The sequence below is a fragment of the Pseudomonas sp. W17 genome, from assembly GCF_040268305.1.
Lineage (GTDB): Bacteria > Pseudomonadota > Gammaproteobacteria > Pseudomonadales > Pseudomonadaceae > Aquipseudomonas > Aquipseudomonas protegens.
Genome location: NZ_CP158490.1, coordinates 6,800,131 through 6,825,186, shown reverse-complemented (window position 1 = coordinate 6,825,186; position 25,056 = coordinate 6,800,131). Strand labels below are relative to the sequence as shown.

Annotated in this window: 25 protein-coding genes; 14 read left to right on the top strand and 11 right to left on the bottom strand. The window is 61.7% G+C overall.

Annotated features, from left to right (window positions below; genetic code table 11):
• Nucleotides 1-132 precede the first annotated feature (132 nt).
• The 3 genes from ABCR88_RS31485 to ABCR88_RS31475 are packed head-to-tail and all read right to left on the bottom strand — an operon-like array spanning nucleotide 133 to nucleotide 2,900.
• Complete coding sequence (locus tag ABCR88_RS31485; RefSeq protein WP_350403846.1) at nucleotides 133-573, bottom strand: OB-fold domain-containing protein; 441 nt, start codon at nucleotides 571-573, stop codon at nucleotides 133-135.
• Between the two features lie 12 nt (nucleotides 574-585).
• Nucleotides 586-1,782 (bottom strand): thiolase family protein, encoded by a 1,197-nt coding sequence (locus ABCR88_RS31480; protein WP_047338090.1) that lies wholly within the window; start codon nucleotides 1,780-1,782, stop codon nucleotides 586-588.
• Between the two features lie 29 nt (nucleotides 1,783-1,811).
• Entirely contained in the window at nucleotides 1,812-2,900 is a 1,089-nt protein-coding gene (locus tag ABCR88_RS31475; protein WP_350403845.1) for a hydroxymethylglutaryl-CoA synthase, read from the bottom strand.
• 461 nt (nucleotides 2,901-3,361) lie between these two features.
• Between ABCR88_RS31475 and ABCR88_RS31470 the strand changes: the two genes are divergently transcribed.
• Nucleotides 3,362-3,964 (top strand): TetR/AcrR family transcriptional regulator, encoded by a 603-nt coding sequence (locus tag ABCR88_RS31470; RefSeq protein WP_041120332.1) that lies wholly within the window; start codon nucleotides 3,362-3,364, stop codon nucleotides 3,962-3,964.
• A gap of 51 nt (nucleotides 3,965-4,015) precedes the next feature.
• Here ABCR88_RS31470 and ABCR88_RS31465 read toward each other — a convergent pair whose 3' ends face one another.
• Nucleotides 4,016-4,900 (bottom strand): 2,4-diacetylphloroglucinol hydrolase, encoded by an 885-nt coding sequence (locus ABCR88_RS31465; protein WP_325985341.1) that lies wholly within the window; start codon nucleotides 4,898-4,900, stop codon nucleotides 4,016-4,018.
• 141 nt (nucleotides 4,901-5,041) lie between these two features.
• Between ABCR88_RS31465 and ABCR88_RS31460 the strand changes: the two genes are divergently transcribed.
• Complete coding sequence (locus ABCR88_RS31460; protein ID WP_041120329.1) at nucleotides 5,042-5,713, top strand: TetR/AcrR family transcriptional regulator; 672 nt, start codon at nucleotides 5,042-5,044, stop codon at nucleotides 5,711-5,713.
• A gap of 72 nt (nucleotides 5,714-5,785) precedes the next feature.
• Here ABCR88_RS31460 and ABCR88_RS31455 read toward each other — a convergent pair whose 3' ends face one another.
• From ABCR88_RS31455 to ABCR88_RS31430, 6 genes are all read right to left on the bottom strand, one after another.
• Nucleotides 5,786-6,103, bottom strand: a complete 318-nt coding sequence (locus tag ABCR88_RS31455; RefSeq protein ID WP_011064123.1) for a DUF2388 domain-containing protein — start codon at nucleotides 6,101-6,103, stop codon at nucleotides 5,786-5,788.
• 70 nt (nucleotides 6,104-6,173) lie between these two features.
• Nucleotides 6,174-6,623 (bottom strand): NfeD family protein, encoded by a 450-nt coding sequence (locus tag ABCR88_RS31450; RefSeq protein WP_041120327.1) that lies wholly within the window; start codon nucleotides 6,621-6,623, stop codon nucleotides 6,174-6,176.
• Between the two features lie 10 nt (nucleotides 6,624-6,633).
• A complete protein-coding gene (locus ABCR88_RS31445; protein ID WP_011064121.1) occupies nucleotides 6,634-7,554 on the bottom strand; it encodes an SPFH domain-containing protein in 921 nt (306 codons plus the stop codon).
• A 126-nt stretch (nucleotides 7,555-7,680) separates the two neighbouring features.
• On the bottom strand, nucleotides 7,681-9,288 hold the full coding sequence (locus ABCR88_RS31440; RefSeq protein WP_011064120.1) for a methyl-accepting chemotaxis protein: 1,608 nt from the start codon (nucleotides 9,286-9,288) through the stop codon (nucleotides 7,681-7,683).
• A 70-nt stretch (nucleotides 9,289-9,358) separates the two neighbouring features.
• Nucleotides 9,359-11,137, bottom strand: a complete 1,779-nt coding sequence (locus ABCR88_RS31435) for a GspE/PulE family protein (RefSeq protein WP_053154431.1) — start codon at nucleotides 11,135-11,137, stop codon at nucleotides 9,359-9,361.
• A gap of 113 nt (nucleotides 11,138-11,250) precedes the next feature.
• On the bottom strand, nucleotides 11,251-11,568 hold the full coding sequence (locus ABCR88_RS31430; protein WP_041120325.1) for a hypothetical protein: 318 nt from the start codon (nucleotides 11,566-11,568) through the stop codon (nucleotides 11,251-11,253).
• Between the two features lie 124 nt (nucleotides 11,569-11,692).
• Here ABCR88_RS31430 and ABCR88_RS31425 point away from each other — a divergent pair, with 124 nt between their 5' ends.
• Complete coding sequence (locus ABCR88_RS31425) at nucleotides 11,693-12,163, top strand: Lrp/AsnC family transcriptional regulator (RefSeq protein WP_011064117.1); 471 nt, start codon at nucleotides 11,693-11,695, stop codon at nucleotides 12,161-12,163.
• 9 nt (nucleotides 12,164-12,172) lie between these two features.
• Here ABCR88_RS31425 and ABCR88_RS31420 read toward each other — a convergent pair whose 3' ends face one another.
• A complete protein-coding gene (locus ABCR88_RS31420) occupies nucleotides 12,173-13,540 on the bottom strand; it encodes a CYTH domain-containing protein (RefSeq protein WP_047289842.1) in 1,368 nt (455 codons plus the stop codon).
• A 158-nt stretch (nucleotides 13,541-13,698) separates the two neighbouring features.
• Here ABCR88_RS31420 and argE point away from each other — a divergent pair, with 158 nt between their 5' ends.
• The 11 genes from argE (at nucleotide 13,699) to coaA (ending at nucleotide 25,049) form a co-directional block, all read left to right on the top strand.
• Nucleotides 13,699-14,856, top strand: a complete 1,158-nt coding sequence (gene argE / locus ABCR88_RS31415; RefSeq protein WP_320335633.1) for an acetylornithine deacetylase — start codon at nucleotides 13,699-13,701, stop codon at nucleotides 14,854-14,856.
• A 136-nt stretch (nucleotides 14,857-14,992) separates the two neighbouring features.
• Complete coding sequence (gene argA / locus ABCR88_RS31410; RefSeq protein WP_011064114.1) at nucleotides 14,993-16,291, top strand: amino-acid N-acetyltransferase; 1,299 nt, start codon at nucleotides 14,993-14,995, stop codon at nucleotides 16,289-16,291.
• A gap of 502 nt (nucleotides 16,292-16,793) precedes the next feature.
• Nucleotides 16,794-18,119: an OprD family porin gene (locus tag ABCR88_RS31405; RefSeq protein ID WP_015637416.1), complete on the top strand. Its 1,326-nt coding sequence runs from the start codon at nucleotides 16,794-16,796 to the stop codon at nucleotides 18,117-18,119.
• A 273-nt stretch (nucleotides 18,120-18,392) separates the two neighbouring features.
• Nucleotides 18,393-19,031: a peroxiredoxin gene (locus tag ABCR88_RS31400; RefSeq protein WP_011064112.1), complete on the top strand. Its 639-nt coding sequence runs from the start codon at nucleotides 18,393-18,395 to the stop codon at nucleotides 19,029-19,031.
• 310 nt (nucleotides 19,032-19,341) lie between these two features.
• Nucleotides 19,342-19,935, top strand: a complete 594-nt coding sequence (gene ssuE / locus ABCR88_RS31395; RefSeq protein ID WP_350403844.1) for an NADPH-dependent FMN reductase — start codon at nucleotides 19,342-19,344, stop codon at nucleotides 19,933-19,935.
• Between the two features lie 89 nt (nucleotides 19,936-20,024).
• Nucleotides 20,025-20,990, top strand: a complete 966-nt coding sequence (locus ABCR88_RS31390) for a sulfonate ABC transporter substrate-binding protein (RefSeq protein ID WP_011064110.1) — start codon at nucleotides 20,025-20,027, stop codon at nucleotides 20,988-20,990.
• Between the two features lie 24 nt (nucleotides 20,991-21,014).
• Nucleotides 21,015-22,163 (top strand): FMNH2-dependent alkanesulfonate monooxygenase, encoded by a 1,149-nt coding sequence (gene ssuD, locus ABCR88_RS31385; RefSeq protein ID WP_232643711.1) that lies wholly within the window; start codon nucleotides 21,015-21,017, stop codon nucleotides 22,161-22,163.
• Nucleotides 22,164-22,172: 9 nt separating this feature from the next.
• Nucleotides 22,173-22,961 (top strand): aliphatic sulfonate ABC transporter permease SsuC, encoded by a 789-nt coding sequence (gene ssuC / locus ABCR88_RS31380; protein WP_350023354.1) that lies wholly within the window; start codon nucleotides 22,173-22,175, stop codon nucleotides 22,959-22,961.
• Nucleotides 22,958-23,764, top strand: a complete 807-nt coding sequence (gene ssuB, locus ABCR88_RS31375; protein ID WP_011064107.1) for an aliphatic sulfonates ABC transporter ATP-binding protein — start codon at nucleotides 22,958-22,960, stop codon at nucleotides 23,762-23,764. The genes ssuC and ssuB overlap by 4 nt, the downstream gene beginning before the upstream one ends.
• Before the next feature lie 34 nt (nucleotides 23,765-23,798).
• Nucleotides 23,799-24,014: a TOBE domain-containing protein gene (locus ABCR88_RS31370; RefSeq protein WP_011064106.1), complete on the top strand. Its 216-nt coding sequence runs from the start codon at nucleotides 23,799-23,801 to the stop codon at nucleotides 24,012-24,014.
• Between the two features lie 117 nt (nucleotides 24,015-24,131).
• Nucleotides 24,132-25,049 (top strand): type I pantothenate kinase, encoded by a 918-nt coding sequence (gene coaA / locus ABCR88_RS31365; RefSeq protein ID WP_041120316.1) that lies wholly within the window; start codon nucleotides 24,132-24,134, stop codon nucleotides 25,047-25,049.
• The last annotated feature ends 7 nt before the right edge of the window (nucleotides 25,050-25,056 follow it).

The window sequence follows — 25,056 nt, the reverse complement described above, 5'->3', positions numbered from 1 at the left end:
AGGCCCTAAAGGAAATCAGGGCCTTAAGGCAACTTCGAGGCGTGAAGTTGCCGTTGATGTAACTTTTAAGTTGGATTTTATTTTAATGGCTAACTTCAAGGTGCCTTATATAAAGGCACCTTGAATAACAACTTATATATCGAGTACGAACTTATAAGCGTATTGCCAGGCCAGGTTGCTTTCGCGCACATGCTTGCGGATCACCATGCGCACCGGCGCACCGACTTTCAGCTGTTGCTGATCGCACACATCGACGATTTCCGAAGCGATCACCAGGCCGTCGTCCAGGCGCACCATGGCCATGACGCGCGGCACGGTTTCGCCATAGCCCATGGCGGCCAGGATCGGGTTCTCGGCCGGGGCCATGACCTCGATCTTGCCACTGCGCGCGCAGCGATACGGCTTCACACTCAGGGAGTTGCAAGCGCCGCAGACGGTGCGTCGGGGGAAGAAGATTTCGTTGCATTCTTCGCACTGACTGCCTTCGAGGCGGTACTTGCCGCCATGCTCGCGCCATTCGCGAAGCATGCTGGCGGTGGTCATTCTGTGGATCTGTTCTGGGTACATGGACATGGTCCGGGCTCCTTAGTCGTTCGAGAGGACAATCACTGAGTTGTGCGCCGCGTAACCGCCAAGGTTCTGCGACACGCCGATGCGCGCGCCCTTGACCTGGTTGTCGGATTCACCCCTCAGCTGCCGGAACAGCTCGGTGATGTGCAGGATGCCGTCGCAGCCGGAGGCATGGCCGCGGCCGATGTTGCCGCCGTCGGTATTGAGCGGCAGCTGGCCATCCAGGGCGATGCCGCCTTCGAGCACGAAGTCGCCGGCCTGGCCCTTGCCACAGATGCCCATGGATTCCATCTGGATCAGCCCGGCGCCGAGCAGGTCGTAGACCTGGGCCACGTCGATGTCCTTGGCGGTGATCCCGGCTTTTTTGTAGGCGATCTCCGCACAGGCGATGGAGTTGGCCGAAACCGCCATGCCCACATCCTTGGGCAGGCCCGGATGATGCAGGGTCGGGTTGTGAAAGCGCGTACCGAAATAGTGGGAGACCCCGGTATAGGCGCACCCGCGTACGAACACCGGTTTATCGGTGTACTTGTGGGCCAGGTGTTCGGCCACCAGGATCGCGCAGCCACTGGCTTCGCCCCAGGCCAGCATCGAGCCGCAGGCTTCGCTGTTCTTCAACGCTTCCAGGGATGGAATCGGCTGGCCATAACGGGTGGCGGTGGGGGTGTTCTGTGCGTAGATGCGCATCTGCCGGCCGAAGGTGGCCAGTACGTCGGCCTCGCGACCGGCATAGCCGAACTTCTGGAAGTACTCGGCGGTGGCCAGGGCGAAGGCATCGGTGTGGGAAATGCCGAGGAAATAATCGTATTCACATTCAGTGCTGGAGCCGATGTATTCGGCGTAGTTGAAGTGATCGGTCATCTTCTCGAAGCCGCCGCACAGGACGATGTCGTACTCCCCGGACGCCACCATCTGGTGGCCCATCTGGAACGACACCGAGCTGCTGGTGCAGTTGGCGGTGCTCATGAAGGTCGGCGCCGGGCTGATGCCCAGGGCGTCGGAAATGGTCGGGCCCAGGCCGCCATACTCGGAAATGCCTTCACCGTGATAACCATAGGCCACGGCCTGGATTTCCCGGGGGTGCATCTTGGCGTCCTTGAGAGCCTTGTAGGCGGACTCGACGATCATTTCCTTGAACGTCTGCCGAACTCGTGAACTTCCGGGTTTCGGCGTATAGGCGGCCGAAACGATTGCAACACGACGTGCGCACATGTGCATGCTCCTTGCGTAGACAGGCGTAATCAGAGATAGGCGGTCAGGGCGTAGTCAGCCCGCAGGTACTTGAACTCGTACTTGATGGACGTGCCGTAGTCGACGTAGATCTTGGATTCCAGCAGTTCGCGCAGAGGCTTGTTGTGCTTCTGGTACTGCTCGATGGCGTCGGTGACGGTCAGGGCGATGGCGTCACTGCCGGCGCCGAAACCGTAGGACACCAGAAGAATTTTCTGCCCCGGGCGTGCCTGGTCCAGCACGTTGATCAGGCCGAGCAGCGGGCTGGCCGATCCGGCATCGCCAACGCTGCCGGCATAGATGGCCGGCTCCACCTGCTTGGGGTTGAAGCCCAAGTGCTTGCCCAGGGAGTAGGGTGTGGACACCAGGTTTTGCTGGAACACCACATAGTCATAGTCGGCGGGGCTGGTGTGCAGCTTGGCCATCAGGCCTTCGGCGGCGCGGCGGGTCTGGTCTTCCAGGCCGATGCTGTTCTTGTCCGAGCCCAGGCCCATGCCCGAACGAATGTAGCGATCGCCCTGGGGGCGGATGTTGTCGGCGACATCCGCGGCGCAGGAGAAGCTGGCGTCGAATTCGGCGATGACATTCTGGCTACCGATCAGCAGCGCAGCGGCTCCGGCCCCGGCATAGGATTCAGTCAGGTCGCCCGGCGCGGTGTTGCGGTTGATGGTGTCGGCGCCGATGGCCAGGGCACTTCCCGTCATGCCGGAAGCCACCAGCGCCTGGCAGATCTGCAGGGCAGAAGTTCCGGATTTGCCGGCGAACTGCACGTCGGCGCAATAGGCGTCGTAGCCGCTGCCGAGCATTTCCAGGATGATCGAAGCCGAGGCCCGTGAATCATAGGGGTTGGTGCAGGTGCCCAGGTACAGGGCTTCGATCTGATGACCGGGGACTTTATCCAGGGCCCGTTGCGCCGCCAGCACCCCGAGGGTGATGACATCTTCATCCGGTTGCAGCACGGCTCTTTCCGTGACGCCGAGGTTTTCCTCCACCAGCTTGAGGTCGGTGTTCTTCCAGACGTTGATCACTTCCTGGACTTTCAGGCGGCATACCGGAATACCCGCGCCATAGCTGACAATACCTATCTTTTTCACGTTCATTTTCCTCTTGATTCCATTCTTTTCAGAAAACTGGGTCGTGCCTGCTCAGAAGCACCCTTGAAACATACGGAAAACAGTTTTGCTGCCTTTCTCCTGGCCACACCTGATGAAACCTGCAGGCCAGAGCGGTTTAACAGCAGACTCCAAATAGGGGAAAACCCACTCGAAAGCTGTTTTTATTCACCTCACTGTGCTATGATACGGAACGTTTCGTTTAGTAATAATTTAAGGCGATCTAGTCTCTTAAGGGAAAAGGGCCGAAGCCTCGAATTCGAGGAACTCCAAGTTACAAGGCCTGAGCTGCTCAACCCTTACGCGATATTTTAAAAACTAGATAGATCGGTGTAAGAAATTCATGATTCTTTCAAGAATGAAACGAAACGGACCGTTTCATTTCGATTCGAGGGAATCCTATACCCTGCGTTGCGTTTGTCAAGCGCCCTGCCTGGAGATTTTTTATTGTGGCTCGTACCCCCTCTCGCAGCTCCATCGGCTCTTTGCGAAGTCCCCATACTCATAAAGCCATTCTCACTTCCACCATCGAAATCCTTAAGGAATGCGGCTATTCCGGGCTCAGTATCGAGTCCGTCGCCCGCCGGGCGGGGGCCAGCAAGCCAACTATCTATCGCTGGTGGACGAACAAGGCGGCGTTGATCGCCGAGGTTTATGAAAACGAGAGCGAACAAGTCAGAAAGTTTCCTGATCTCGGCTCGTTCAAGGCAGATCTCGACTTTTTGCTGCGAAATCTCTGGAAAGTCTGGAGGGAGACTATTTGCGGCGAGGCCTTTCGCTGTGTGATCGCAGAAGCGCAACTGGATCCCGCAACCTTGACCCAGCTCAAGGATCAGTTCATGGAGCGCAGAAGGGAATTGCCGAAAAAACTGGTGGAAAATGCCATCAGCAACGGCGAGCTGCCCAAGGACACCAACCGTGAATTGCTGCTGGATATGATCTTCGGCTTTTGCTGGTATCGGCTGTTGACTGAGCAACTGACGGTGGAACAGGACATCGAGGAGTTCACTTCTCTGCTGATCAACGGTGTTTGTGCTGGTACGCAACGTTGATCCTTTCGAGCCATTAAGCCCTGGAGTTCCTCGGGCTTAATGGCTGTTGTTTCAGGCCGCGGGAGTGCTGAATTCTCGATACAGGTCCGGCAGGAAGCTGGCCAGATGATTGAACTCGCACATGTCGTGCACCGCGAACTCGTAGGCCAGGGTCTCCAGTTCGGCCTCGCCAAAGCCATTTTCCTTCAGCAGCGATGCAGCCTTTTGTGCCCCGGGAAAGCGGGCCATCGACGGGTGCGCCCCGACCCAGTAACGGCTGGTCAGGTACATGCCGTCCGGTACTTCCTTGAACAGATGCACCATCAACGACACCGGCACCTCAGGATGATCCGCCAGGCTCATCAGGGCGCTGACACTGCCGTCGATTTTCGCTTCGCGATACAGATCAGTGTTCAGGCCCAGGCTGGCCGGCTCCTGGAAGTCGATATGCAGGTGCATCAGGCGATCGCCGACATATTCCGATGCGCAGAAGGTGTTGCCATACAGCCGTTCCTCAAAACTCAGGGACTCATCGCACAGGCGCTGGTGGTGCACGCATGGATTGCTGACATGGGCATAGGGGAACCACAGGGTGTAGCGCTCCGATTCCGCGGGGTGCCAGATGAACCACCACTTGAACATCTGCGCGGTGCAGCCGGGGAAGAACTTGCGGCTTTGCACGTAGGCCATCGGGCCCGGTAGCAGGGCGTAACCGGATTCCTCGCTTACGAAGTCCGGTTCGAGCAGGCGATTGATGTCCTCGATGCTCGGGGTCAGGGTGTCTTCCAGGGCCATGGGGCCTTGTTGAATCTTGCGGACTGCGGACAGCGGCACGCGCATTTCCGACCGGAAATACTTGGCATAGGGCTTGTTCCGGACCGCCGCCTGGTTGCGTAGGAACAGCTTCTGCATGGGCAGTGAGAAGTAGGTGAAGGGAGTCATGTTGCGCGCTTCCATGCTGATATCCTTTGGCGTGAATTGACAAATAGCCGCCATTTCGCTGCAACCCTTAACGGAATTGAACGAGAAACTGGCGCTTTGTAGCTAAGCAGTCCATAAACAAAAGTCAAATTTGAATTTAACTTAGTGAGAGCGTCTATGGCCGTTTCCGCTTCCCCGCAGCCAACTGCGGCCCGTGCGCCGCGTCAGGATGGCCAGGCCACCCGCCAACAGATCCTGGAAACGGCCGGCCAGCTTTTTGCTGAGCTGGGGTACGCCAACACCACCAGCAAGCAGATCTGCGAGAACTCCAGGGCCAACAACGCCTCGGTCAACTACCACTTCGAGAACAAGGACGGCTTGTATCGGGCGGTGCTGCGCGAGGCCCATGACCGCCTGGTGCGGATCGAGACCATGATCAGCCTGAGTGAAAGCCAGGGCAGCCCCGAGGACAAGCTGCGGGCGATCATCACCGTGCTCATCGAGGGGCTGGGCAACCAGCGTGAGGGCTGGGCGCTGAAAGTCCTGACCCGCGAACTGTTGTCACCCTCCGCGGTGCTGCCGGCGATCCTGGAGGAGCAGGCGTTTCCCAAGGCGAAGATCGTGCGCACCATCCTCGGCCAGATCATGGATCTATCGCCTGAGGACCCGGTTACCCTGCGCAGCGCCGTCAGCGTTTTTGCGCCCTGCCTGTTCCTGCTGATCGCCCATCAGCCGCTGGCGCGCAATGTGTTGCCCGGCCTGGAGCTGGATCCACCGGCGTTGATCGAGCACATGATGAGTTATGCCCTGGCCGGCCTGGCTGCAGTGTCCCGCACACCTGGGGTCTAGCCGGCTGATCGGGCACACAAAAACGCCGACCCTGGGGTCGGCGTTTGCTGTCGGCCATCCCTGGGGCGACGGTTACTCCTGAGCGACAGCGTTCTTCGCCAGGATGGCGTTGGCCAGTTCCATGTCGGTGGCCTTGAGGCCGGGGTTGTCGGCGCGGACTTTCTGCATGGCGGCTTCCAGGTAGGGGCCGCGAATGCTGCCGTCGCTGGCAACGAAGCTGCCGGCGTCATCCTGGGCGGCGACGATCAACTTGTGGTCCTTGAAGGTCAGGTAGGTGGAGCCGGTGGTGGCCCCGGAGGAAATGACGTTACGCCAGAAGGTGTCGGCCATTGCCGAACCAACGGGAAGAGACAGCAGGGCAAGGGTGGCGACAGCAATTTTCAGACGCATGATGGGTGACTCCGAAAGGGGGTATCTGCATCGTTTGATTCTAGATAACCCCGCGGAGTTCCGTGACTCATCAGTCAAGCTTTTCGACCAACAGAATTGCGCCTTCCTGGCCCACCACCCGTACTCGGGCGCCCACGGGGGCGTCGGCCCCCTTGGCGATCCACACGCCGTCGGCCACCTTGATCCGCCCGCGGCCGTCGACAATCGCCTGGTGCACCACAAAGGTCTTGCCGATCAGCTCCTGGCCCCGCAGGTTGAGGTTCGGCTGATCGCTGGGGCGTACCACACTGCGCTGGCGGCGCCACCAATACAGTGCGGTGAGCACCGACAGCAGGCCGAACAGGAGGAACTGCACCTCCCATGAAAGGCCGGGAATGAGAAAGGTCAGGACCCCGACTGTGGCGGCTGCGAGGCCGATCCACAGCAGGTAGCCGCCGGCCCCGAATACTTCGAAGATCAGCAGGATGGTGCCAAGGGCCAGCCAGTCCCAGAACGATAGAGCTTGCACAAATGCCAACATGAAGCCTGCCTCAGACCTTCTTGCTGTCGAACGTGGCCTTGACGATCTCGCCGATGCCGCCCACGGCGCCGATGACCTGGCTGGCCTCCAGGGGCATCAGGATCACCTTGCTGTTGTTGGCCGACGCCAGTTTGCCCAGGGCATCGATGTATTTCTGCGCGACGAAGTAGTTGATCGCCTGGACGTTGCCGGTAGCAATCGCCTCGGACACCACTTGGGTCGCCCGGGCCTCGGCTTCGGCCTGGCGCTCCCGGGCTTCGGATTCGAGGAATGCCGCCTGGCGTTCGCCCTCGGCTTCAAGAATCTGTGCCTGCTTCTTGCCTTCTGCGGTAAGGATGGCGGCGGCCCGCAGGCCTTCGGCTTCGAGGATCTGCGCACGCTTGACCCGCTCGGCCTTCATCTGCCCGGACATGGCCGCCATCAGGTCGGCGGGTGGGCTGATGTCCTTGATTTCGATCCGGGTGATCTTGATCCCCCAGGGAGCGGTGGCCTCATCGACGGTTCGCAGGAGTTTCTCGTTGATGCCGTCACGTTGGCTGAGCATGGCGTCCAGTTCCATGGAACCGAGCACCGTACGGATATTGGTTTGCAGCAGGTTGCGGATGGCGTGCTCGAGGTTGTTGACCTCATAGGCGGCCTGGGCGGTGTTGACCACCTGGAAGAAACACACGGCGTCGATCTGCACCGTGGCGTTGTCGGCGGTGATGACTTCCTGCGGTGGGATATCCAGCACGCTTTCCATCACGTTGATCTTGCGCCCGATGCGATCCATCACCGGAATGATGATGTTCAGCCCCGGCTTCAGGGTGTTGGTGTAGCGGCCGAAGCGTTCCACGGTCCATTGGTAGCCCTGGGGCACGACCTTGAAACCCATGAAGACGATGGCCACGGCGAGGCCTACGAAAAGTAACAACACGCTTCCGATCTGCATAACATTCTCCTGCTCAGATGTAATCAAGGGGCACAGGGGGGCGAGTGTACGGCGGCGCCCGGTCGTGCGCAGAGATACCGTGGCCCTTGCATCATCAGGACACACATCACCGGCGCGCCCGTGGCCTCACAGTTGGAAGCGGGTGACCGAGGTCTGCAAGGTGGCCACGGAGTTTTCCATCTGCTCCACGGTCTGGGTCAGCTCACGCATGGCCTGGCTGTTGCGCCGGGCTACCAGGCTGATCATCTCCACCCGTTGCGCCACTTCGCTACTGGCCTTGGACTGCTCGCCGATGGTGAGGGAAATCTCCTCCACCATCACCGCCGAGCGCTGGGCGCCCTGGCGGATCTCATTGATCGAGGTGCCCGCTTGCTGGGCCATCTGGACCCCGTCGTTGACCCGGCTGACCCCGGTTTGCATGCTGTTCACGGCTTGTTCGGTGGTTTCCCGGATGCGTTCGATCATGCCGGTGATTTCCCGGGTGGACTGTGCGGTGCGGGCTGCCAGATTGCGCACTTCGTCAGCCACCACGGCGAACCCCCGGCCGGCTTCCCCGGCCCGGGCGGCTTCGATGGCGGCGTTCAGGGCCAGCAGGTTGGTCTGCTCGGCGATGCCGTTGATCACCTGGATGATCGAGTGGATTTCTTCCGAGGACTGGCCCAGGGCGGTGATGCTGCGGGAAGACTGGTTTACCGCCTCGGCAATATGGCTCATGCCGTCCACGACCCCGAGGATTACCTGGCCGCCGCTACCGGCCAGGGATTCGGACTGGGCGGCAATGCCCTGGGCATTGCGCGCGTGTTCGGCCACCTGGGCGATATTGCTGATCATCTGCTCCATGGCGGCGGCCATGTTGGTGGCGCCGTCGGCCTGCTCGCTGGCGCCGTCGGCAATGCTCAGCGACGTGTCGCTGAGGCTGTGGGAGCGGCCGCGCAACTCTTCGCTTTCATGGCGGATGGTGGTGATCATCTGCCGCAGGTTGTCTTGCATTTCTCCAAGGGCCTGTTGCAGTTGGCCGGCCTCGTCATGCCTGTCGACGCTGATGGGCGTGGTCAGGTTGCCCTGGGCAATGGCCCGGGCCGTGGCCACGGATTTTTCCAGGGGTTTGAGCACCCGGGTGAGCAGCTGCCGGGTCAACAGGGCCAGTGCCAGGGCGGCCAGCAGGCTGCCGCCGATCAGCCACCAGGCGGCCTGGCGGACCGCACTTTCACTGAGTTCGCGGGTTTGGGCGGTGCTGGCTTCGATCTGGCTGCTGAGGGCGGCGTTGCGGCTCTCCACTTCGCTGAAGCGCTGGGAGAACTCCGGCATTTGCAGGCGCGCGGCCTGTGGGTCCTTGAGGGCCTGCCCGGCGATGTTCTCGGCGGCATGAATGTAGTTTTCCAGCACCGGCTGCAGCTCGGTGATGGCGTTGCGGATTTCCGGTGCCAGGGGCAACTTGGCGTTTTCCGCCAGGGCCTTGCGGAACCAGTCGCCGTGTTCGCGCAGGCTATTGCGGACCTCTTCGCCAGCGGCGGCATCGCCGGGCTGGCTGCTCAGGGCCTCCAGCACATCGGCCCGCAGGGCGTCGTGCATCATGTCGGCCTCCAGGTGGTTGCGCAGGGCGCTGGCGTTGAGCTCGTTGTCCACCAGTGCCCGCGCCAGGCGTGACTGGCCCCATAAACCCAGCCCGGCCACCAGGGCAATGGCCAGGAGGCTGACAACCCCGGTGGCGAGCATGTTTTGACGAATGTTCATACCGGGCTCCCTGCTTATCTCGGCGGTGACTCAAGCGTAGTCCAGCGCCTGGGGTTCGCCTCCTGTGCCGCTATGGGGGCTGGTTGCCGGGCGTGACCCGTAGCACTTCCTCAAGGCTGGTCAGGCCTTGGGCAACCTTGTGCGCGGCAGCCAGGCGCAGGCTGCGCATGCCGTCCGCACAGGCCTGGTGGTGCAGGCGGGCAAGATCCAGGTCGCGATGGATCAGGGCCTTGAGGGGGGAGCCCAAGGGCATGATTTCGTAGACCCCGGTGCGCCCGTGGTAACCGGTACCCCGGCATTCGGCGCAGCCCACCGCGCGCTGGCCGCCGGCAGCGGGTGGCAGGTGCCGGGTTCCGGTCAGGCTTTCCCAGTCATCCGCCGTCAGCTCGGCGGGAACCTTGCAGTACGGGCAGAGGGTGCGCAGCAGGCGCTGGGCCATGACCCCGATCAGGGTGGCCTTGATCAGGTAATGGGGCACGCCCAGTTCCAGCAGTCGGCTGATGGCGCCGGGGGCGTCGTTGGTGTGCAGGGTAGACAGCACCAGGTGCCCGGTAAGTGCGGCCTGGATGGCCATTTCCGCAGTCTCAAGGTCACGGATCTCACCGATCATGATGATGTCGGGGTCCTGGCGCATCAGTGCACGTACGCCGCTGGAAAAACTCAGGTCGATATTGTGCTGGACCTGCATCTGGTTGAACGCCGGTTCGATCATCTCGATCGGGTCCTCGATGGTGCACAGGTTGACCTCGGGGGTCGCGAGCTTCTTCAGGGTGGTGTAGAGGGTGCTGGTCTTGCCCGAGCCGGTGGGCCCGGTGACCAGGATGATGCCGTGGGCCTGGGCGGTCATGGCTTGCCAGCGGCTCAGGTCATCGCTACCAAAGCCCAACTGGTCGAAATCCTTGAGCAGGACCTGGGGATCGAAGATGCGCATCACCAGCTTTTCACCGAACGCCGTGGGCAGGGTCGAGAGCCGCAACTCGATTTCACTGCCGTCGGGGGTGCGCGTCTTGACCCTGCCATCCTGGGGCTTGCGCTTTTCCGCGACGTTCATGCGCCCCAGGCTCTTGAGGCGGCTGACGATGGCCAGGGTGACCTGGGGCGGGAACTGGTAGACGTTGTGCAATACGCCATCGATGCGAAAGCGCAGGGTGCCGTGCTCGCGGCGGGGTTCGATATGGATGTCGCTGGCCCTTTGCTGAAAGGCGTACTGGAACAGCCAGTCGACGATATTGACGATGTGCGCATCGTCGGCATCCGGCTCCTGGTCGCTGGCCCCCAGTTTCAGTAGTTGCTCGAAGTTGCCCAGGCCACTGGCTTTCTGTTCGCTGCTGGCGCCGCTGACCGACTTGGCCAGGCGATAGAACTCCAGTGTCAGGCGCTGGATGTCCAGCGGGCTGGCCACCACCCGTCGCACCGTGCGCTTGAGAACATGGGCCAGGTCTGTTTCCCAGGCCCTGACGTAAGGTTGGGCGCTGGCCACGGTAACGCTCTGCCCATCCACGGCCACGGCAAGGATCTTGTGCCGCTGGGCGAAGGCGAAGGACATCAGCGGCGTGATGCTGGCCACGTCGATGCGCAGGGGGTCGATACGCAGGTAAGGCTGGCCGGCTTGCCGGGCCAGCCAGGCCGTGAGGCTGTCCAGGTCCAGATGTGCGCCGGGATGCTGCAGGTCGGGCAATTGCTGGCCGGCGATCACTTCCAGGGGATGCAGCAGGTTACCGGCTGCCTGATGCCGGACGCTCATGGCCTGTTCGGCGGCATCCTGGCTGATGCGGCCCTGGGCCAGCAATTCACGCAGCAGTTCGCTGAGGTCCAGCCAGCGGTCCTGGGGAAGGTGCGCGGCGCTCATGGGCGATTCCTTGGGGCTGTTGTCCAGATGTGGGTCTCTGACCACGAACAGCCAAGAATAGTCCCCGGGGCCTCAAGGGAATGCTTGCCAAGGGTTGCAGGGTTTTGCCGGGATCAACCCGCGGCCTGCAGGCGCGAAGGTTCCGCCAGCTCCAGCTCCACGTCACAGACACTGATCAGGTTGCGCAGCTTTGCGCCGATCACCTGGGCCCGATGCCAGCTCAGGTCGTCGAGTTCCACCTCCATATACAGCGTGGCGTCCTGCTGCTGCATCGACACCCGCTGCGGCACCAGGAACTGCAGGGCGAAGTGGTTGAGGATGCGGCACAGCACATCGGCCTCGGCGTCGGCCACTATCCGGTAGTGCACGCGACAGTGAGCATTGTTGAGGTTCCAGGCATCGGTGCGGGGGGCTGGCTCGAAAGGGGGCATGGCGGTCTCCAGGTCAGTGGAGAAATTTTTACATTCGGTTTCGGGTATTTCTTATCTAAGATTGGGTTTGTTTGCTTGAATATGAATTGTTCAATTCAATTTTTAATATTTATGGATATTTATTATGCATAGCGACCTGGACGCCTATGACCGCCGCATCCTCGCGCTGCTGCAAGAGGACGCCTCGCTTTCCAGTGCGCAGATCGCCGAGCAGGTGGGGTTGTCCCAGTCGCCATGCTGGCGACGGATCCAGCGGATGAAGGAGGAGGGGGTGATCCGCGGCCAGGTGACCCTGCTGGACCGCAAGAAGATCGGCCTCAACACGCAGATCTTCGCCGAGATCAAGCTCAACGCTCACGGGCGCTCCAACTTCACCGAATTCACCGAGGCGATCCGCGGTTTTCCGGAAGTGCTGGAGTGCTATGTGCTGATGGGCGCGGTGGACTTTCTGCTGCGTATCGTGACCGCGGATATCGAAGCCTATGAACGCTTCTTCTTCGAGAAGCTGTCCATGGTGCCGGGTATCCAGGAGGTGAACTCGATCGTTGCCCTGTCGGAGATCAAGTCCACCACCAGCCTGCCGGTCATGCGCTGAGGGGCGGGGTTACAGGCGCAGGAGGGTTTTCCAGGCACGGTTCTGGAACACCGCGATGGCCTGCTGCTTGCGGGCGTCGAGGGCTTCGTCGGTGATCGGCTCATTGGCCAGCTGGGCCAGTTTGTTCAGCTCGCCATAGAGACGGTCCAGCTCCGGGATCTCCAGCGCGGAGCGGGCGTGGTGCAACCAGGCCTGGATGCGTTCAATGCGCGGCAACTGCTCGGCCAGGTCTTCCGGTTGCTGCTGATAGCGCGGCAGTTGCAGGGAGGTGGCTTCCTCGGCCAGCAGGCGTGGCAACCAGCTGCCCAGCTGTGCGGCGCCCTGGCGGTTGCCCCGGGTGTTGCGGTCAGCGGTCCAGGCCCGGGCCAGCAGCCAGCGCGAGGTATTCAGCGAGAACAGGCCCCAGCGCACGTCCTGCAACTCTTCGATGAACTGCTCCGGCGCGGCCTTGCGCACGTCTTCGTCATCAAGACCGGCCTGTACCAGCGGACGCCAGTCTTCCAGCAGGGCGTCCAGGGCACTGCGCAACTCAGCGGTGGACTGGCGCGGTGCGGCCTGGCCCAGGCTGCTGGCCAGGGCTCGCAGCTCGGCAAGGTTGTCCACCCAGTCCTGCAGCAGGCGCCAGTGGCCATTGAAGCGGTACTGCTCGGCCAGGCGCTGGCTGCTGCCCAGCAGGTGCCAGGCCAGAGCGGCGAAAGCTTCGTCCAGGGGCGTCTCGGCGCTCAATTGCGGCGCGGGCAGGCTCAGGGAGTAGCTGCCGGCGTCGAACAGGCGATAGCCGCGCTCGGCCTTGCTGATGTCGCAGGGCATCAGCGGCAGGGTCAGGGCCAGCTCCGCTGCCAACTCCAGCAGGGCAGCCGGTTCGCCTTCACGCAGCTCCAGTTCCAGCTCGCAGATTTCTTCCTTTTGCTTGCCGGCGATGACTTGGCCCAAGTCCAGGGCGGCTTCGATCACCACCTTGGCCTTGCCGCGGCCCCAGGCGATTTCTGCGCGCTCGCGGACGAAATCCGTGGTGAACAATGGCTTGAGGGTCTTCTTGTCCAGTTCGGCCAGGGCTTCGGGCCAGCATTGGCCTTCGAGCTTTTTCACGTCCAGCTTGGCCTTGGCCAGTTGCCAGTCGTACTCGTTGCGTTCGGACAGGCCGGCGACGCTCTGGCCGCTGGTCTTCAGGGTCTGGATCACCGCATCACCGTCGCGACGCAGGCGCAGGGCGACTTTGGCCCGGGCCAGGTCGCGTTCTGGGGTGTCGAAGTACTGATTCATCAGTTCACGGCGTTCCCAGCCACTTTTGTTGCGTTTTTTCAGTAGCGGGTGCTCGCGCAGGGCGGCGAGGGTTTCGCGGCTGACGCGGAGTTTGATTTCGGTTTCTTTCTGCATGGCCGGAAAATCCAGGATCGGGAGCGCAGCCGGGGAAGAGTTGGCTGCCAAGGCCGTGCAGTGTACAGGACAAGGCGCCCGCAGGTGCCGCGGCGGTTCCTTCCGCTTGCGGGATGCCTCTATGATGGGCCTCACATTGGGATTCCCGGAGACAGCTCATGCCCCTGCCGTCCATGAAGGATCAGTTTGCCGCGCTGATCGCCGCGCCATCGGTGAGCTGCACTCAAGCAGCACTGGATCAATCCAACCGTGCGGTGATCGACCTGCTGGCCGGTTGGCTCGGCGACCTGGGTTTTGCCTGTGATATCCAGCAGGTCAGCCCCGGCAAGTTCAACCTGCTGGCCAGTTTCGGCAGTGGCCCTGGCGGCCTGGTACTGGCCGGGCACAGCGACACCGTGCCCTATGACAGCGCGCTGTGGCAGACCGACCCCTTGAAGCTGACCGAAGTCGACGGCCGCTGGGTCGGCCTGGGCAGTTGCGACATGAAGGGTTTCTTCGCCCTGATCATCGAGGCAGTGTGGCCCCTGCTGGATCAGCCTTTCAAGCAGCCGCTGCTGGTCCTCGCCACTTGCGACGAAGAAAGCTCCATGGCCGGGGCGCGGGCCTTGGCGCAAGCCGGCCGGCCCCTGGGGCGCGCGGCGGTCATCGGCGAGCCTACGGGGCTCAAGCCGATCCGCCTGCACAAGGGGGTGATGATGGAGCGCATCGATATCCTCGGCCGCAGCGGTCATTCGTCGGACCCGAGCCTGGGTCGCAGTGCCCTGGAAGCCATGCACGATGCCATTGGCGAGCTGCGGGGCCTGCGGTTGCTGTGGCAGCGCGAGTACCGCAATGCGCAGTTCAGCGTCCCGCAACCGACCCTGAACTTCGGCTGCATCCATGGCGGCGACAACCCCAACCGCATCTGTGGCCAGTGTTCCCTGGAGTTCGACCTGCGGCCCCTGCCGGGCATGGATCCGGATGTGCTGCGCGAGGCCATCCGGCAGAAGCTCAAGCCGATTGCCGAACGCCATGAAGTGAAGATCGACTATGCGCCGCTGTTCCCCGCGGTCCCGCCTTTCGAGCAGCCCGAGGATGCCGAGTTGGTGCGAGTGGCAGAGCGGTTGACCGGGCATCGTGCCGAAGCAGTAGCGTTTGGCACCGAAGCACCTTATCTTCAGCGCCTTGGCTGCGAGACCCTGGTGCTCGGCCCGGGTGATATCGCCTGTGCCCACCAGCCGGGGGAGTACCTCGAAATGTCACGCTTGCAGCCTACCGTGCATCTATTACGTGAATTGATTGAACATTACTGCCTGACGCCGGCCCAATTTCAGTAAATTGCCGGTGGCCTTGTCCGTACCCATGAGGAGAGTAAGCGTGTTGCCAAGCCTGTTCCGACGATAACCATCAGCCCGCTGTGAGTTTTCCGTTTCGTCCTTTCATAGGCTGCTTTTTATTTACAGGCTCAGGTTCATGCCCGAATACGTCAATTGGCTTCGCCACGCGTCTCCCTATATCAATGCCCACCGCGACTGCACCTTCGTGGTCATGCTGCCCGGCGACGGCGTTGAACACCCCAACTTCGGCAATATCGTCCACGACCTGGTGCTGCTCCACAGCCTGGGGGTGCGCCTGGTGCTGGTGCACGGCTCGCGCCCACAGATCGAAGCCCGCCTGGCGGCCCGTGGCCTGACGCCCCATTACCATCACGGCCTTAGGATCACCGACGCGGCAACCCTGGAGTGCGTGATCGATGCCGTGGGCCAGTTGCGCATTGCTATCGAGGCGCGCCTGTCCATGGACATGGCCTCTTCACCGATGCAGGGCTCGCGGTTGCGGGTGGCCAGCGGCAACCTGGTGACTGCCCGTCCGATCGGCGTGCTGGAAGGCGTCGACTATCACCACACCGGCGAAGTGCGCCGGGTCGATCGCAAGGGCATCAATCGCCTGCTGGACGAGCGCTCCATCGTCCTGCTCTCGCCCCTGGGGTATTCCCCCACCGGGGAAACCTTCAACCTGGCCTGCGAAGACGTGGCCACGCGCGCCGCCATCGACCTTGGGGCCGACAAACTACTGCTGTTCGGCGCCGACCCGGGCCTGCTGGATGAAAACGGCAAGCTGGTGCGCGAATTGCGCCCGCAACAGGTGCCGGCGCATTTGCAGCGCCTGGGGGGCAACTATCAGGCCGAGCTGCTGGATGCCGCCGCCGAGGCGTGCCGCGGCGGAGTCGGACGCAGCCATATCGTCAGCTACGCCGAGGACGGCGCCTTGCTGACCGAACTCTTCACCCGCGACGGCGGCGGCACCCTGGTGGCCCAGGAACAGTTCGAGCGGGTGCGCGAGGCGGCGATCGAGGACGTGGGCGGCTTGCTGGAGCTGATCAGCCCGCTGGAAGAGCAGGGCATCCTGGTGCGGCGTTCCCGCGAGGTGCTGGAGCGCGAGATCGAGCAGTTCAGTGTGGTGGAGCGCGAGGGCATGATCATCGCCTGCGCGGCCCTGTACCAGATTGCCGATTCCGATGCCGGTGAGCTGGCGTGCCTGGCGGTGAACCCCGAGTACCGCCATGGCAAGCGTGGCGACGAGTTGCTGGAAAGGATCGAGACCCGCGCTCGGGCCCAGGGCTTGAAGACGCTGTTCGTCCTCACCACTCGTACCGCTCACTGGTTCCGCGAGCGGGGTTTCGTGCCCAGCAGTGTCGAGCGCCTGCCATCGGCCCGGGCCTCGCTGTACAACTACCAGCGCAATTCGAAGATCTTCGAAAAAGCCCTCTGAACCCGCCTCTTTGCACAACTGGCCGCCACGGCCCGATCAATTGATCGAACCGTGGCGGCCAGTTGCACATGTCAGAAAAATTTCATTTCGATACAAAAACTGTAACAAATTGACGGGAGGATAGGCTCTTAGCCATGATTGCGTCGCTTTTTTGATCCTGAATGACGTTTTGCGCTTGCTACACGCAGGGGATCTTGGGGGCTGAGTCAGGGGAATATTTTTCAGAAATAAGCTTGCGAGCGTCTACGCTGCGATTCGCCGTTTGATAATGGCGAGCTTTATTCCTGAAAGGTATGAAAAAGAATTAAACAATTCTTTTTGGGTTTATGAGTAATTCATTACCCTGCATGGACCAAATCACTGCGATTAGACCATGGTCGTAGACACAGGTCGTTACGATTGACTTATCAGTCACGGTCTGGCGCTAATCGCGCATCTGTGGCACCCGGGCGTTCGATCCGGGGCCAGGAACCACAAGAATTAGAAACGAGAGGAGCGAAACATGAACAAGTCCACCTTGGCCCTGGCTGTGGCCGTAGGGGTTTTGGCGCAGCAGGCAGGCGCCGCCGGTTTCATCGAAGACAGCAAGGCCACCCTGGGCTTGCGCAACTTCTATATCAATACTGATAACCGTGACGGTCCTGGCGCGAACAAGAACGAAGAATGGGGCCAAGGCTTCGATCTGCGTTTCATCTCGGGTTACACCCAAGGTACCGTTCAGTTCGGTGTTGACGCTATTGGCCTGTACGGCGTTCGTCTGGATTCCAGCCCTGCCAAGAGTGGTAACTCCAGCGGGAGTGCTTCCGGTGGCACCATCTTTCCAAGCGACGGCAACCGTGCAGTTCCTGACTTCGCCAGCCTGGGCCTGACCGGCAAGGTCAAGATTTCCCAGACCGAACTGAAGATCGGTACCCTCCAGCCGAACAACCCGGTTATCAAGACCAACGATGGTCGTCTGCTGCCACAAACCTTCCAGGGTGGCCAGATCACTTCGAACGAGATCAAGGACCTGACCCTGACCGCAGGTCAGATCGAGCACGCCAAAGGCCGTAACTCGACTAACAACGAAGGTCTGTCGATCGCCAACGCCAACGCTGGTTCCAACTACAGCAAAGGTGAGTTCACCAACAAGTTCTATTTCGCCGGTGCGGACTACAAGATCACCAAGGATCTGACCGCTTCCTACTACTACGGCGAGCTGAAAGACTTCTACACCCAGAACTTCCTGGGCCTGGTGCACAACTGGGCTATCGGCCCGGGCGTCCTGAAAAGCGACTTGCGTTACTACCGCAGCCGTGACAACGGCGCCAACGGTGACACCGCCACTTATTTCTCCCCAGGCTACTACGGCGGCAACATCACCAAGGGCAAGGTCGACAACAACCTGTACAGCTACCTGGCTCTGTACTCGGTTGAAGGTCATACCTTCGGTGGCGGTTATCAATACACCAACGGCGACAGCGATTTCCCTTGGCTGAACCAGGGTGATGGTTCGTCCAACAGCACCATCACCGACATGCAGATCCAGAAGTTCGCCCGTGCTGGCGAGCGTACCTGGCAGGCTCGCTACGGCTATGACTTCGCCAAGGTTGGCGTACCAGGCCTGACCGCTAACGTGATCTACCTGCGCGGCAACAACATCGAGACCACCGTCGGCGACAAGACTGAGTGGGAACGTGACCTGACTGTTGCTTACGTTATTCCGGAAGGCCCGCTGAAAAACCTCGGCTTTGCCTGGAAAAACGCTATGTGGCGTACCGACCTGGCTTCGACTCGTTCCCAGGACGAAAACCGCCTGATCGTCAGCTATTCGATCCCGCTGCTGTAATAGCGTGATAAAGCCTCGCCCGGCGCAATGCCGGGCGAGGTGTTGTTTCAAGTCAGGCCCACCCCCGTGAGCCCTTCCTGAATCCCCCTCTTTTTACAGCTACTCAAGGCCTTCTCGAACCTTGTTGAGAAGGGTGGTCTTCGCTTGTCCGCGAGTCCAGTGAAGAGATTTTTAATATTCAATTCAGTTATTAATAAATCGATATATATTCTTTTTAAATATTCTCCCGTGAAGGCAGAGTAGCTTCATCACGCACTCACAGGAGCAGCACCCATGAGCCTCAGACTGGGCGACATCGCCCCCGACTTCGAACAGGATTCCAGTGCCGGCAAGATTCGTTTCCACGAGTGGCTGGGCGATAGCTGGGGCGTGCTGTTTTCCCACCCCGCAGACTTCACGCCGGTGTGCACCACCGAGTTGGGCTTTACCGCCAAGCTCAAGGACGAATTCGCTCAACGCGGGGTGAAGGCCATTGCCCTCTCGGTGGACCCGGTGGACTCCCATCACAAGTGGATCGAAGACATCAACGAGACCCAGAACACCCGGGTCAACTTCCCGATCCTGGCGGATGCCGATCGCAAGGTCTCGGACCTCTATGACCTGATCCACCCCAATGCCAACGACACCCTGACCGTACGCTCGCTGTTCGTCATCGACCCGAACAAGAAGATTCGCCTGACCATCACCTACCCGGCCAGCACCGGGCGCAACTTCCACGAAATCCTGCGGGTAATCGATTCGCTGCAACTCACCGACAACTACAAGGTGGCCACCCCGGCCAACTGGCAGGACGGTGACGAAGTGGTGATCGTGCCTTCGCTCAAGGACGAGGAAGAGATCAAGCGTCGCTTTCCCAAGGGCTATCGCGCAGTGAAGCCCTATCTGCGCCTGACGCCGCAACCCAACCGCTGATACACCAACCGCCGTAGGAGCCCGCTTGCCGACAAAGGCGGTCGTGAGGCCGACGCAAGTTTCGCGGACCCTTTCGCGGGCAAGCCCGCTCCTACGGAGCACGCAGGAGCAAAAGATCCATAAAGCAGGGGTTTAAGGCCGTTTCGACGGCCTATTTTTTTGCCTGCGGAAAATACTTCCTTATATATTTTTAAGGAATAAACAAATGAATAAATAAGATTTATAGATATAAAAATAGGCTGTTAAGGTCTCTCCAATTCGGCGAGATCGCATCCCGCGAATCGCTTTCTTCGTTCAAGGAATTCTCTGCATGCTGGTGGTCTCTCTCGGTGGCAGTCCCAGCCAACGCTCCCGTTCCGGGGTGCTGCTGGAGTTGGCCAAGCGCTGGTTACAGCAGCAAGGCGTGGAAGTGCTCAGCTACCAGGTACGGGACTTCCCGGCCGAGGATCTGCTCCACGCGCGCTTCGACAGCCCCAAAGTCATCGACCTGCTGCAACAGATCGAACAGGCCGACGGCCTGCTGATTGCGACGCCGGTGTACAAGGCGTCGTTTTCCGGGGCCCTGAAAACCCTGCTCGACCTGCTGCCCGAGCGGGCCCTGAGCCACAAGGTGGTGCTGCCCATGGCTACCGGCGGCAGCATTGCCCACATGCTGGCGGTGGATTACGCATTGAAGCCGGTGCTTTCGGCCCTCAAGGCCCAGGAGATGCTCCAGGGCATCTTTGCCGAGGACAGCCAGATCGCCTACGGCGAGGGCAGCGCCCAGCCGCAATTGGCCGAGGCCCTGGAGCAACGCTTGAAGGAAGCGCTCGAGCAGTTCCACAGCGCCATGGCCCGTCGCCCCAAACCGCTGGATCCGCATCTGCTCAATGAACGCCTGTTGAGTGCTCGCTGGAGTATTTGAGCCTCACCCCCGATTGAAATACTCGCCTTACTCGCCCGCCAACGGGCAAGCAGGTGCAGCCACAACCCCACAGCAAAAAGGAGAGCGCCATGCGCCCTGTCATTTTGCGTCGCGGTCTGGTCGCTCTGTTTGCTGCGGCTGTGTCCTTCGGCGCCATTGTTCAAGCTCAGGCCGAGACCTTGCGGATCGGTTACCAGAAGTACGGCACCCTGGTGCTGCTCAAGGCCAAGGGTTCCCTGGAGAAGCGCCTGGCGCAGCAGGGCGTCGAGGTGCAGTGGACTGAATTTCCCGGAGGCCCACAGTTGCTGGAGGGCCTCAATGTCGGGTCCATCGACTTCGGCGTGACCGGCGAGACCCCGCCAGTCTTTGCCCAGGCCGCCGGTGCCGACCTGCTGTATGTGGCCTACGAGCCGCCGGCCCCCCATAGCGAAGCGATCCTGGTGCCCAAGGGTTCGCCGATCCAGTCGGTGCAGGACCTCAAGGGCAAGAAGGTGGTGCTGAACAAGGGCTCCAACGTCCATTACCTGCTGGTCCGCGCTCTGGAAGACGCCGGCCTGAAATACAGTGATATCCAGACCGTGTTCCTGCCGCCGGCTGATGCCCGCGCCGCATTCGAGCGGGGCAGCGTCGATGCCTGGGCCATCTGGGACCCCTACCAGGCAGCCGCCGAGCAGCAGCTACAGGCTCGTACCTTGCGTGACGGCTCGGGCATCGTCGACAACCACCAGTTCTACCTGGCCACCAAACCCTACGCGCAACAGCATCCCGAGGTGATTACCGCCCTGGTGGAAGAAGTGCGGGCGGTGGGCGAGTGGTCCAAGGGCAACCCGCAGGAAGTCACCCAACAGGTGGCACCGCTTTTGGGCCTGCCGGCCGACATCACCCTCACTTCGGTTAAGCGCCAGGGCTATGGCGCGGGCTTCCTGACCCCGGAAGTGATCGCCGCGCAGCAGAAAATCGCCGACAGCTTCTACCAGCTCAAGTTGATTCCCAAGCCGCTGAGCATCAAAGACGTGATCTGGACGCCCACCGCCGCCGTGGCCAAAGCGCCGTAATTCGACCCCTTAGGAGACAACTCCATGAGCCTCAATATCTTCTGGTTCCTGCCTACTCACGGCGACGGCCATTACCTTGGCACCGCCGAAGGCGCTCGCGCCGTCGATCATGCTTACCTGCAGCAGATCGCCCAGGCCGCTGATCGCCTGGGGTTCGGCGGCGTGCTGATCCCCACCGGACGCTCCTGCGAGGATTCCTGGCTGGTGGCGGCGTCGCTGATCCCGGTGACCCAGCGTCTGAAGTTCCTCGTGGCCCTGCGCCCGGGGATCATCTCCCCGACGGTAGCGGCGCGCCAGGCAGCGACCCTGGACCGGTTGTCCGGCGGCCGGGCGCTGTTCAACCTGGTGACCGGGGGGGATCCGGACGAACTGGCCGGCGACGGCCTGTTCCTCGACCATGAGGAGCGTTACCAGGCTTCGGTGGAGTTCACCCGTATCTGGCGCCGGGTGCTGGAAGGTGAAACCGTGGACTACGACGGCCAGCACATCAGCGTGAAGGGCGCCAAGCTGCTCTATCCGCCGCTGCAGCAACCCCGTCCGCCGCTGTATTTTGGTGGCTCCTCGGAAGCGGCCCAGGACCTGGCCGCCGAGCAGGTGGAGATGGTCCTGACCTGGGGCGAGCCGCCGGCCGCAGTAGCCGAGAAGATCCAGCAGGTGCGGGACAAGGCCGCCAAACTCGGGCGCAGCGTACGCTTCGGCATCCGCCTGCATGTGATTGTGCGGGAAACCAACGCCGAGGCCTGGCAGGCTGCCGAGCGGCTGATTTCCCATCTGGACGACGACACCATCGCCCGGGCCCAGGCGTCCCTGGCGCGCTTCGATTCGGTAGGCCAGCAGCGCATGGCCGCCTTGCATGGCGGCCGTCGCGACCAGTTGGAAGTCAGCCCCAACCTCTGGGCCGGGGTCGGCCTGGTGCGCGGCGGTGCCGGTACGGCCCTGGTGGGCGACGGCCCGACCGTGGCGGCCCGCATGCAGGAGTATGCGGACCTGGGCATCGACACCTTCATCTTCTCCGGCTATCCGCACCTGGAAGAGGCCTACCGGGTGGCCGAACTGCTGTTCCCGCACCTGGACATCGAACGCCCCAAGCTGCCTGAGGCGGCGGGCTACGTCAGCCCGTTCGGGGAGATGGTCGCCAACGACATCATTCCCAAAGCCGTGTCCCAGAGCTGAGGTGCGGCCATGAACGGACAACGCATAGTGCAGCGTCTGGCGCCCTGGGGCCTGCCGCTGCTGTTGTTGGCGGTGTGGCAACTGTCGGTGTCGGCGGGCTGGCTGTCGACCCGCATCCTGCCGGCCCCCAGCGCGGTGATCGAGGCCGGGGTCAGCCTGGTACGCAGTGGCGATATCTGGACCCACCTGGCCATCAGCGGCTGGCGCGCCGGCCTGGGGTTTGTCATTGGTGGCGGCATCGGCCTGGCGCTGGGCTTTATCACCGGCCTGTCGAAATGGGGTGAGCGGCTGCTGGACAGCTCGGTGCAGATGATCCGCAATGTGCCGCACCTGGCGCTGATTCCCCTGGTGATCCTGTGGTTCGGCATCGATGAGTCGGCGAAGATTTTCCTGGTGGCCCTGGGCACGCTGTTCCCGATCTACCTCAACACCTACCACGGCATCCGCAACGTCGACCCGGCACTGGTGGAGATGGCGCGCAGCTACGGCCTGTCCGGCTTCGCCCTGTTCCGCCAGGTGATCCTGCCCGGCGCCCTGCCTTCGATCCTGGTGGGGGTACGCTTTGCCCTGGGCTTCATGTGGCTGACCCTGATCGTCGCCGAAACCATTTCCGCCAGCTCCGGCATCGGCTACCTGGCAATGAACGCCCGGGAGTTCCTGCAGACCGACGTGGTGGTGCTGGCGATCGTTCTGTACGCGGTGCTCGGCAAGCTGGCGGACCTGGCCGCGCGTGGCCTGGAGCGGGTCTGGCTGCGCTGGCATCCGGCCTACCAGGTCACTAAAGGCGGTGCCCAATGACGGCTCAACAACCTCCGCGGCTGCTGCAGGGCATTCCCCTGGCGGTGCGCAAACTGCAAAAGACCTTCGGCTCGCGGCAGGTGCTGCGGGAAATCGACCTGCACATTCCCGCCGGCCAGTTCGTGGCGGTGGTGGGGCGCAGCGGCTGCGGCAAAAGTACCTTGCTGCGCCTGCTGGCCGGTCTCGACCAGCCCAGCGCCGGCGAACTGCTGGCCGGTTCCGCGCCCTTGAGCGCTGCCATTGAAGACACCCGGCTGATGTTCCAGGAGGCGCGCCTGCTGCCCTGGAAAAAGGTCATCGATAACGTCGGGCTCGGGCTCAAGGGCAACTGGCGCCCCCAAGCCCTGCAAGCTCTGGAAGCCGTGGGCCTGGCGGACCGCGCCCAGGAATGGCCGGCGGCCCTGTCCGGTGGGCAGAAGCAGCGCGTGGCCCTGGCCCGCGCCCTGATCCACCAGCCGCGGCTGTTGCTGCTGGACGAGCCGCTGGGGGCGCTGGATGCCCTGACGCGGATCGAGATGCAGCAGTTGATCGAACGCTTGTGGCAGCAGCATGGCTTCACCGTGCTGCTGGTCACCCACGATGTCAGCGAAGCGGTGGCGATCGCCGATCGGGTGATCCTGATCGAAGACGGCGAGGTCGGTCTCGACCTGCACGTCGAGCTGCCACGCCCGCGGGTACGAGGTTCCCATCGCCTGGCGGCGCTGGAAACCGAAGTCCTCAACCGCGTGCTGTCATTGCCCGGCTCGCCGCCGGAGCCGGAACCCGTTTCACCCTTGCCCACGCAACTGCGCTGGGCACTTTAAAACAGCCGCTCATTTCGACCCCAGGAGAAACACCATGACCATCAAGGCCATCAACGTACGCAACCAGTTCAAGGGCACCATCAAGGAAATCGTCGAAGGCGACGTGCTGTCGGAAATCGACGTGCAGACCGCTTCCGGCATTGTCACTTCGGTGATCACCACCCGCTCGGTGAAAGAGCTGGAGCTGTCGATTGGCAGCGAAGTGATCGCCTTTGTGAAGTCCACCGAGGTATCGATCGCCAAGTTGTGAACGGCGCCCGATCACGGCCCCGAACGGTGCGAGCCCTTCGGGGCTTTTTCATGGGCGCTGTAAATACCGGTCAGATTTGATACTTTCCCTGCTTTCGGCAAGACCTGAACAGTAAACATGACAACAGAGCAGGGTCCAAATGTGGGGTATCTGGAGTTCGATCGCGACCATTGGGCCGCTCTGCGGGCCGGTGAGCCGATGAGTCTTGCGCCATCCGAGATGGAGACGCTGGCCAGTCCGACCCAGCCCATGGCGTCCGAAGAAGTGCGGCAGATCCTCCTGCCGCTGTCGCGCCTGCTGCATTTGCATGCGGCGCAGGTGCAATCGCTGAAGGTGCCGCAGACCGGTTTCAAGGCCCCCTACGTGATCGGTGTTTCCGGCAGCGTGGCGGTGGGCAAGAGCAGTTTTGCCCGGGTCCTGGCGGCGCTGCTGGCCTATTGGCCGGACAAGCCCAATGTGCATCTGGTGACCACGGATTCGTTCCTGTTCCCGCTGGCCACCCTGCAGGAAAAAAACATCCTGCACCGCAAGGGCTTTCCCGAGTCCTATGACGAGCCGCTGTTCTTGGATTTTCTCCAGGCGGTGTGCCGCCGGGGCGAAGCGGCGCGGATTCCCATCTATTCCCATGTGCGCTACGACATCCTGGCCGATGAGGCGCAGTCGGTGGAGGCGCCGGACATCATCATCCTGGAAGGCTTGAATGTGTTGCAGGGGGAGCAGGGCGAGGGCCTGAACGCCCTGGATTTCATCGACTTCTCGATCTATGTCGATGCTCCCGAAGCGACCATCAAGACCTGGTACCTGGAGCGGTTCGTCTACCTGAAGAACACTGCCTTCCAGTCGGGGGATTCCTACTTCAACAAGTACAAGGGCCTGTCCGATTCCGAGGCGCTGTCAGTGGCCTCCGATACCTGGGACCGGGTCAACCTGAAGAACCTGGTTGAAAACATCCTGCCGACTCGGGAGCGAGCCAACCTGATCATCCACAAGTCGGCGGACCACAGCATCGACCGGTTGCTGCTGCGTCAGGCCTGAGCTGGCG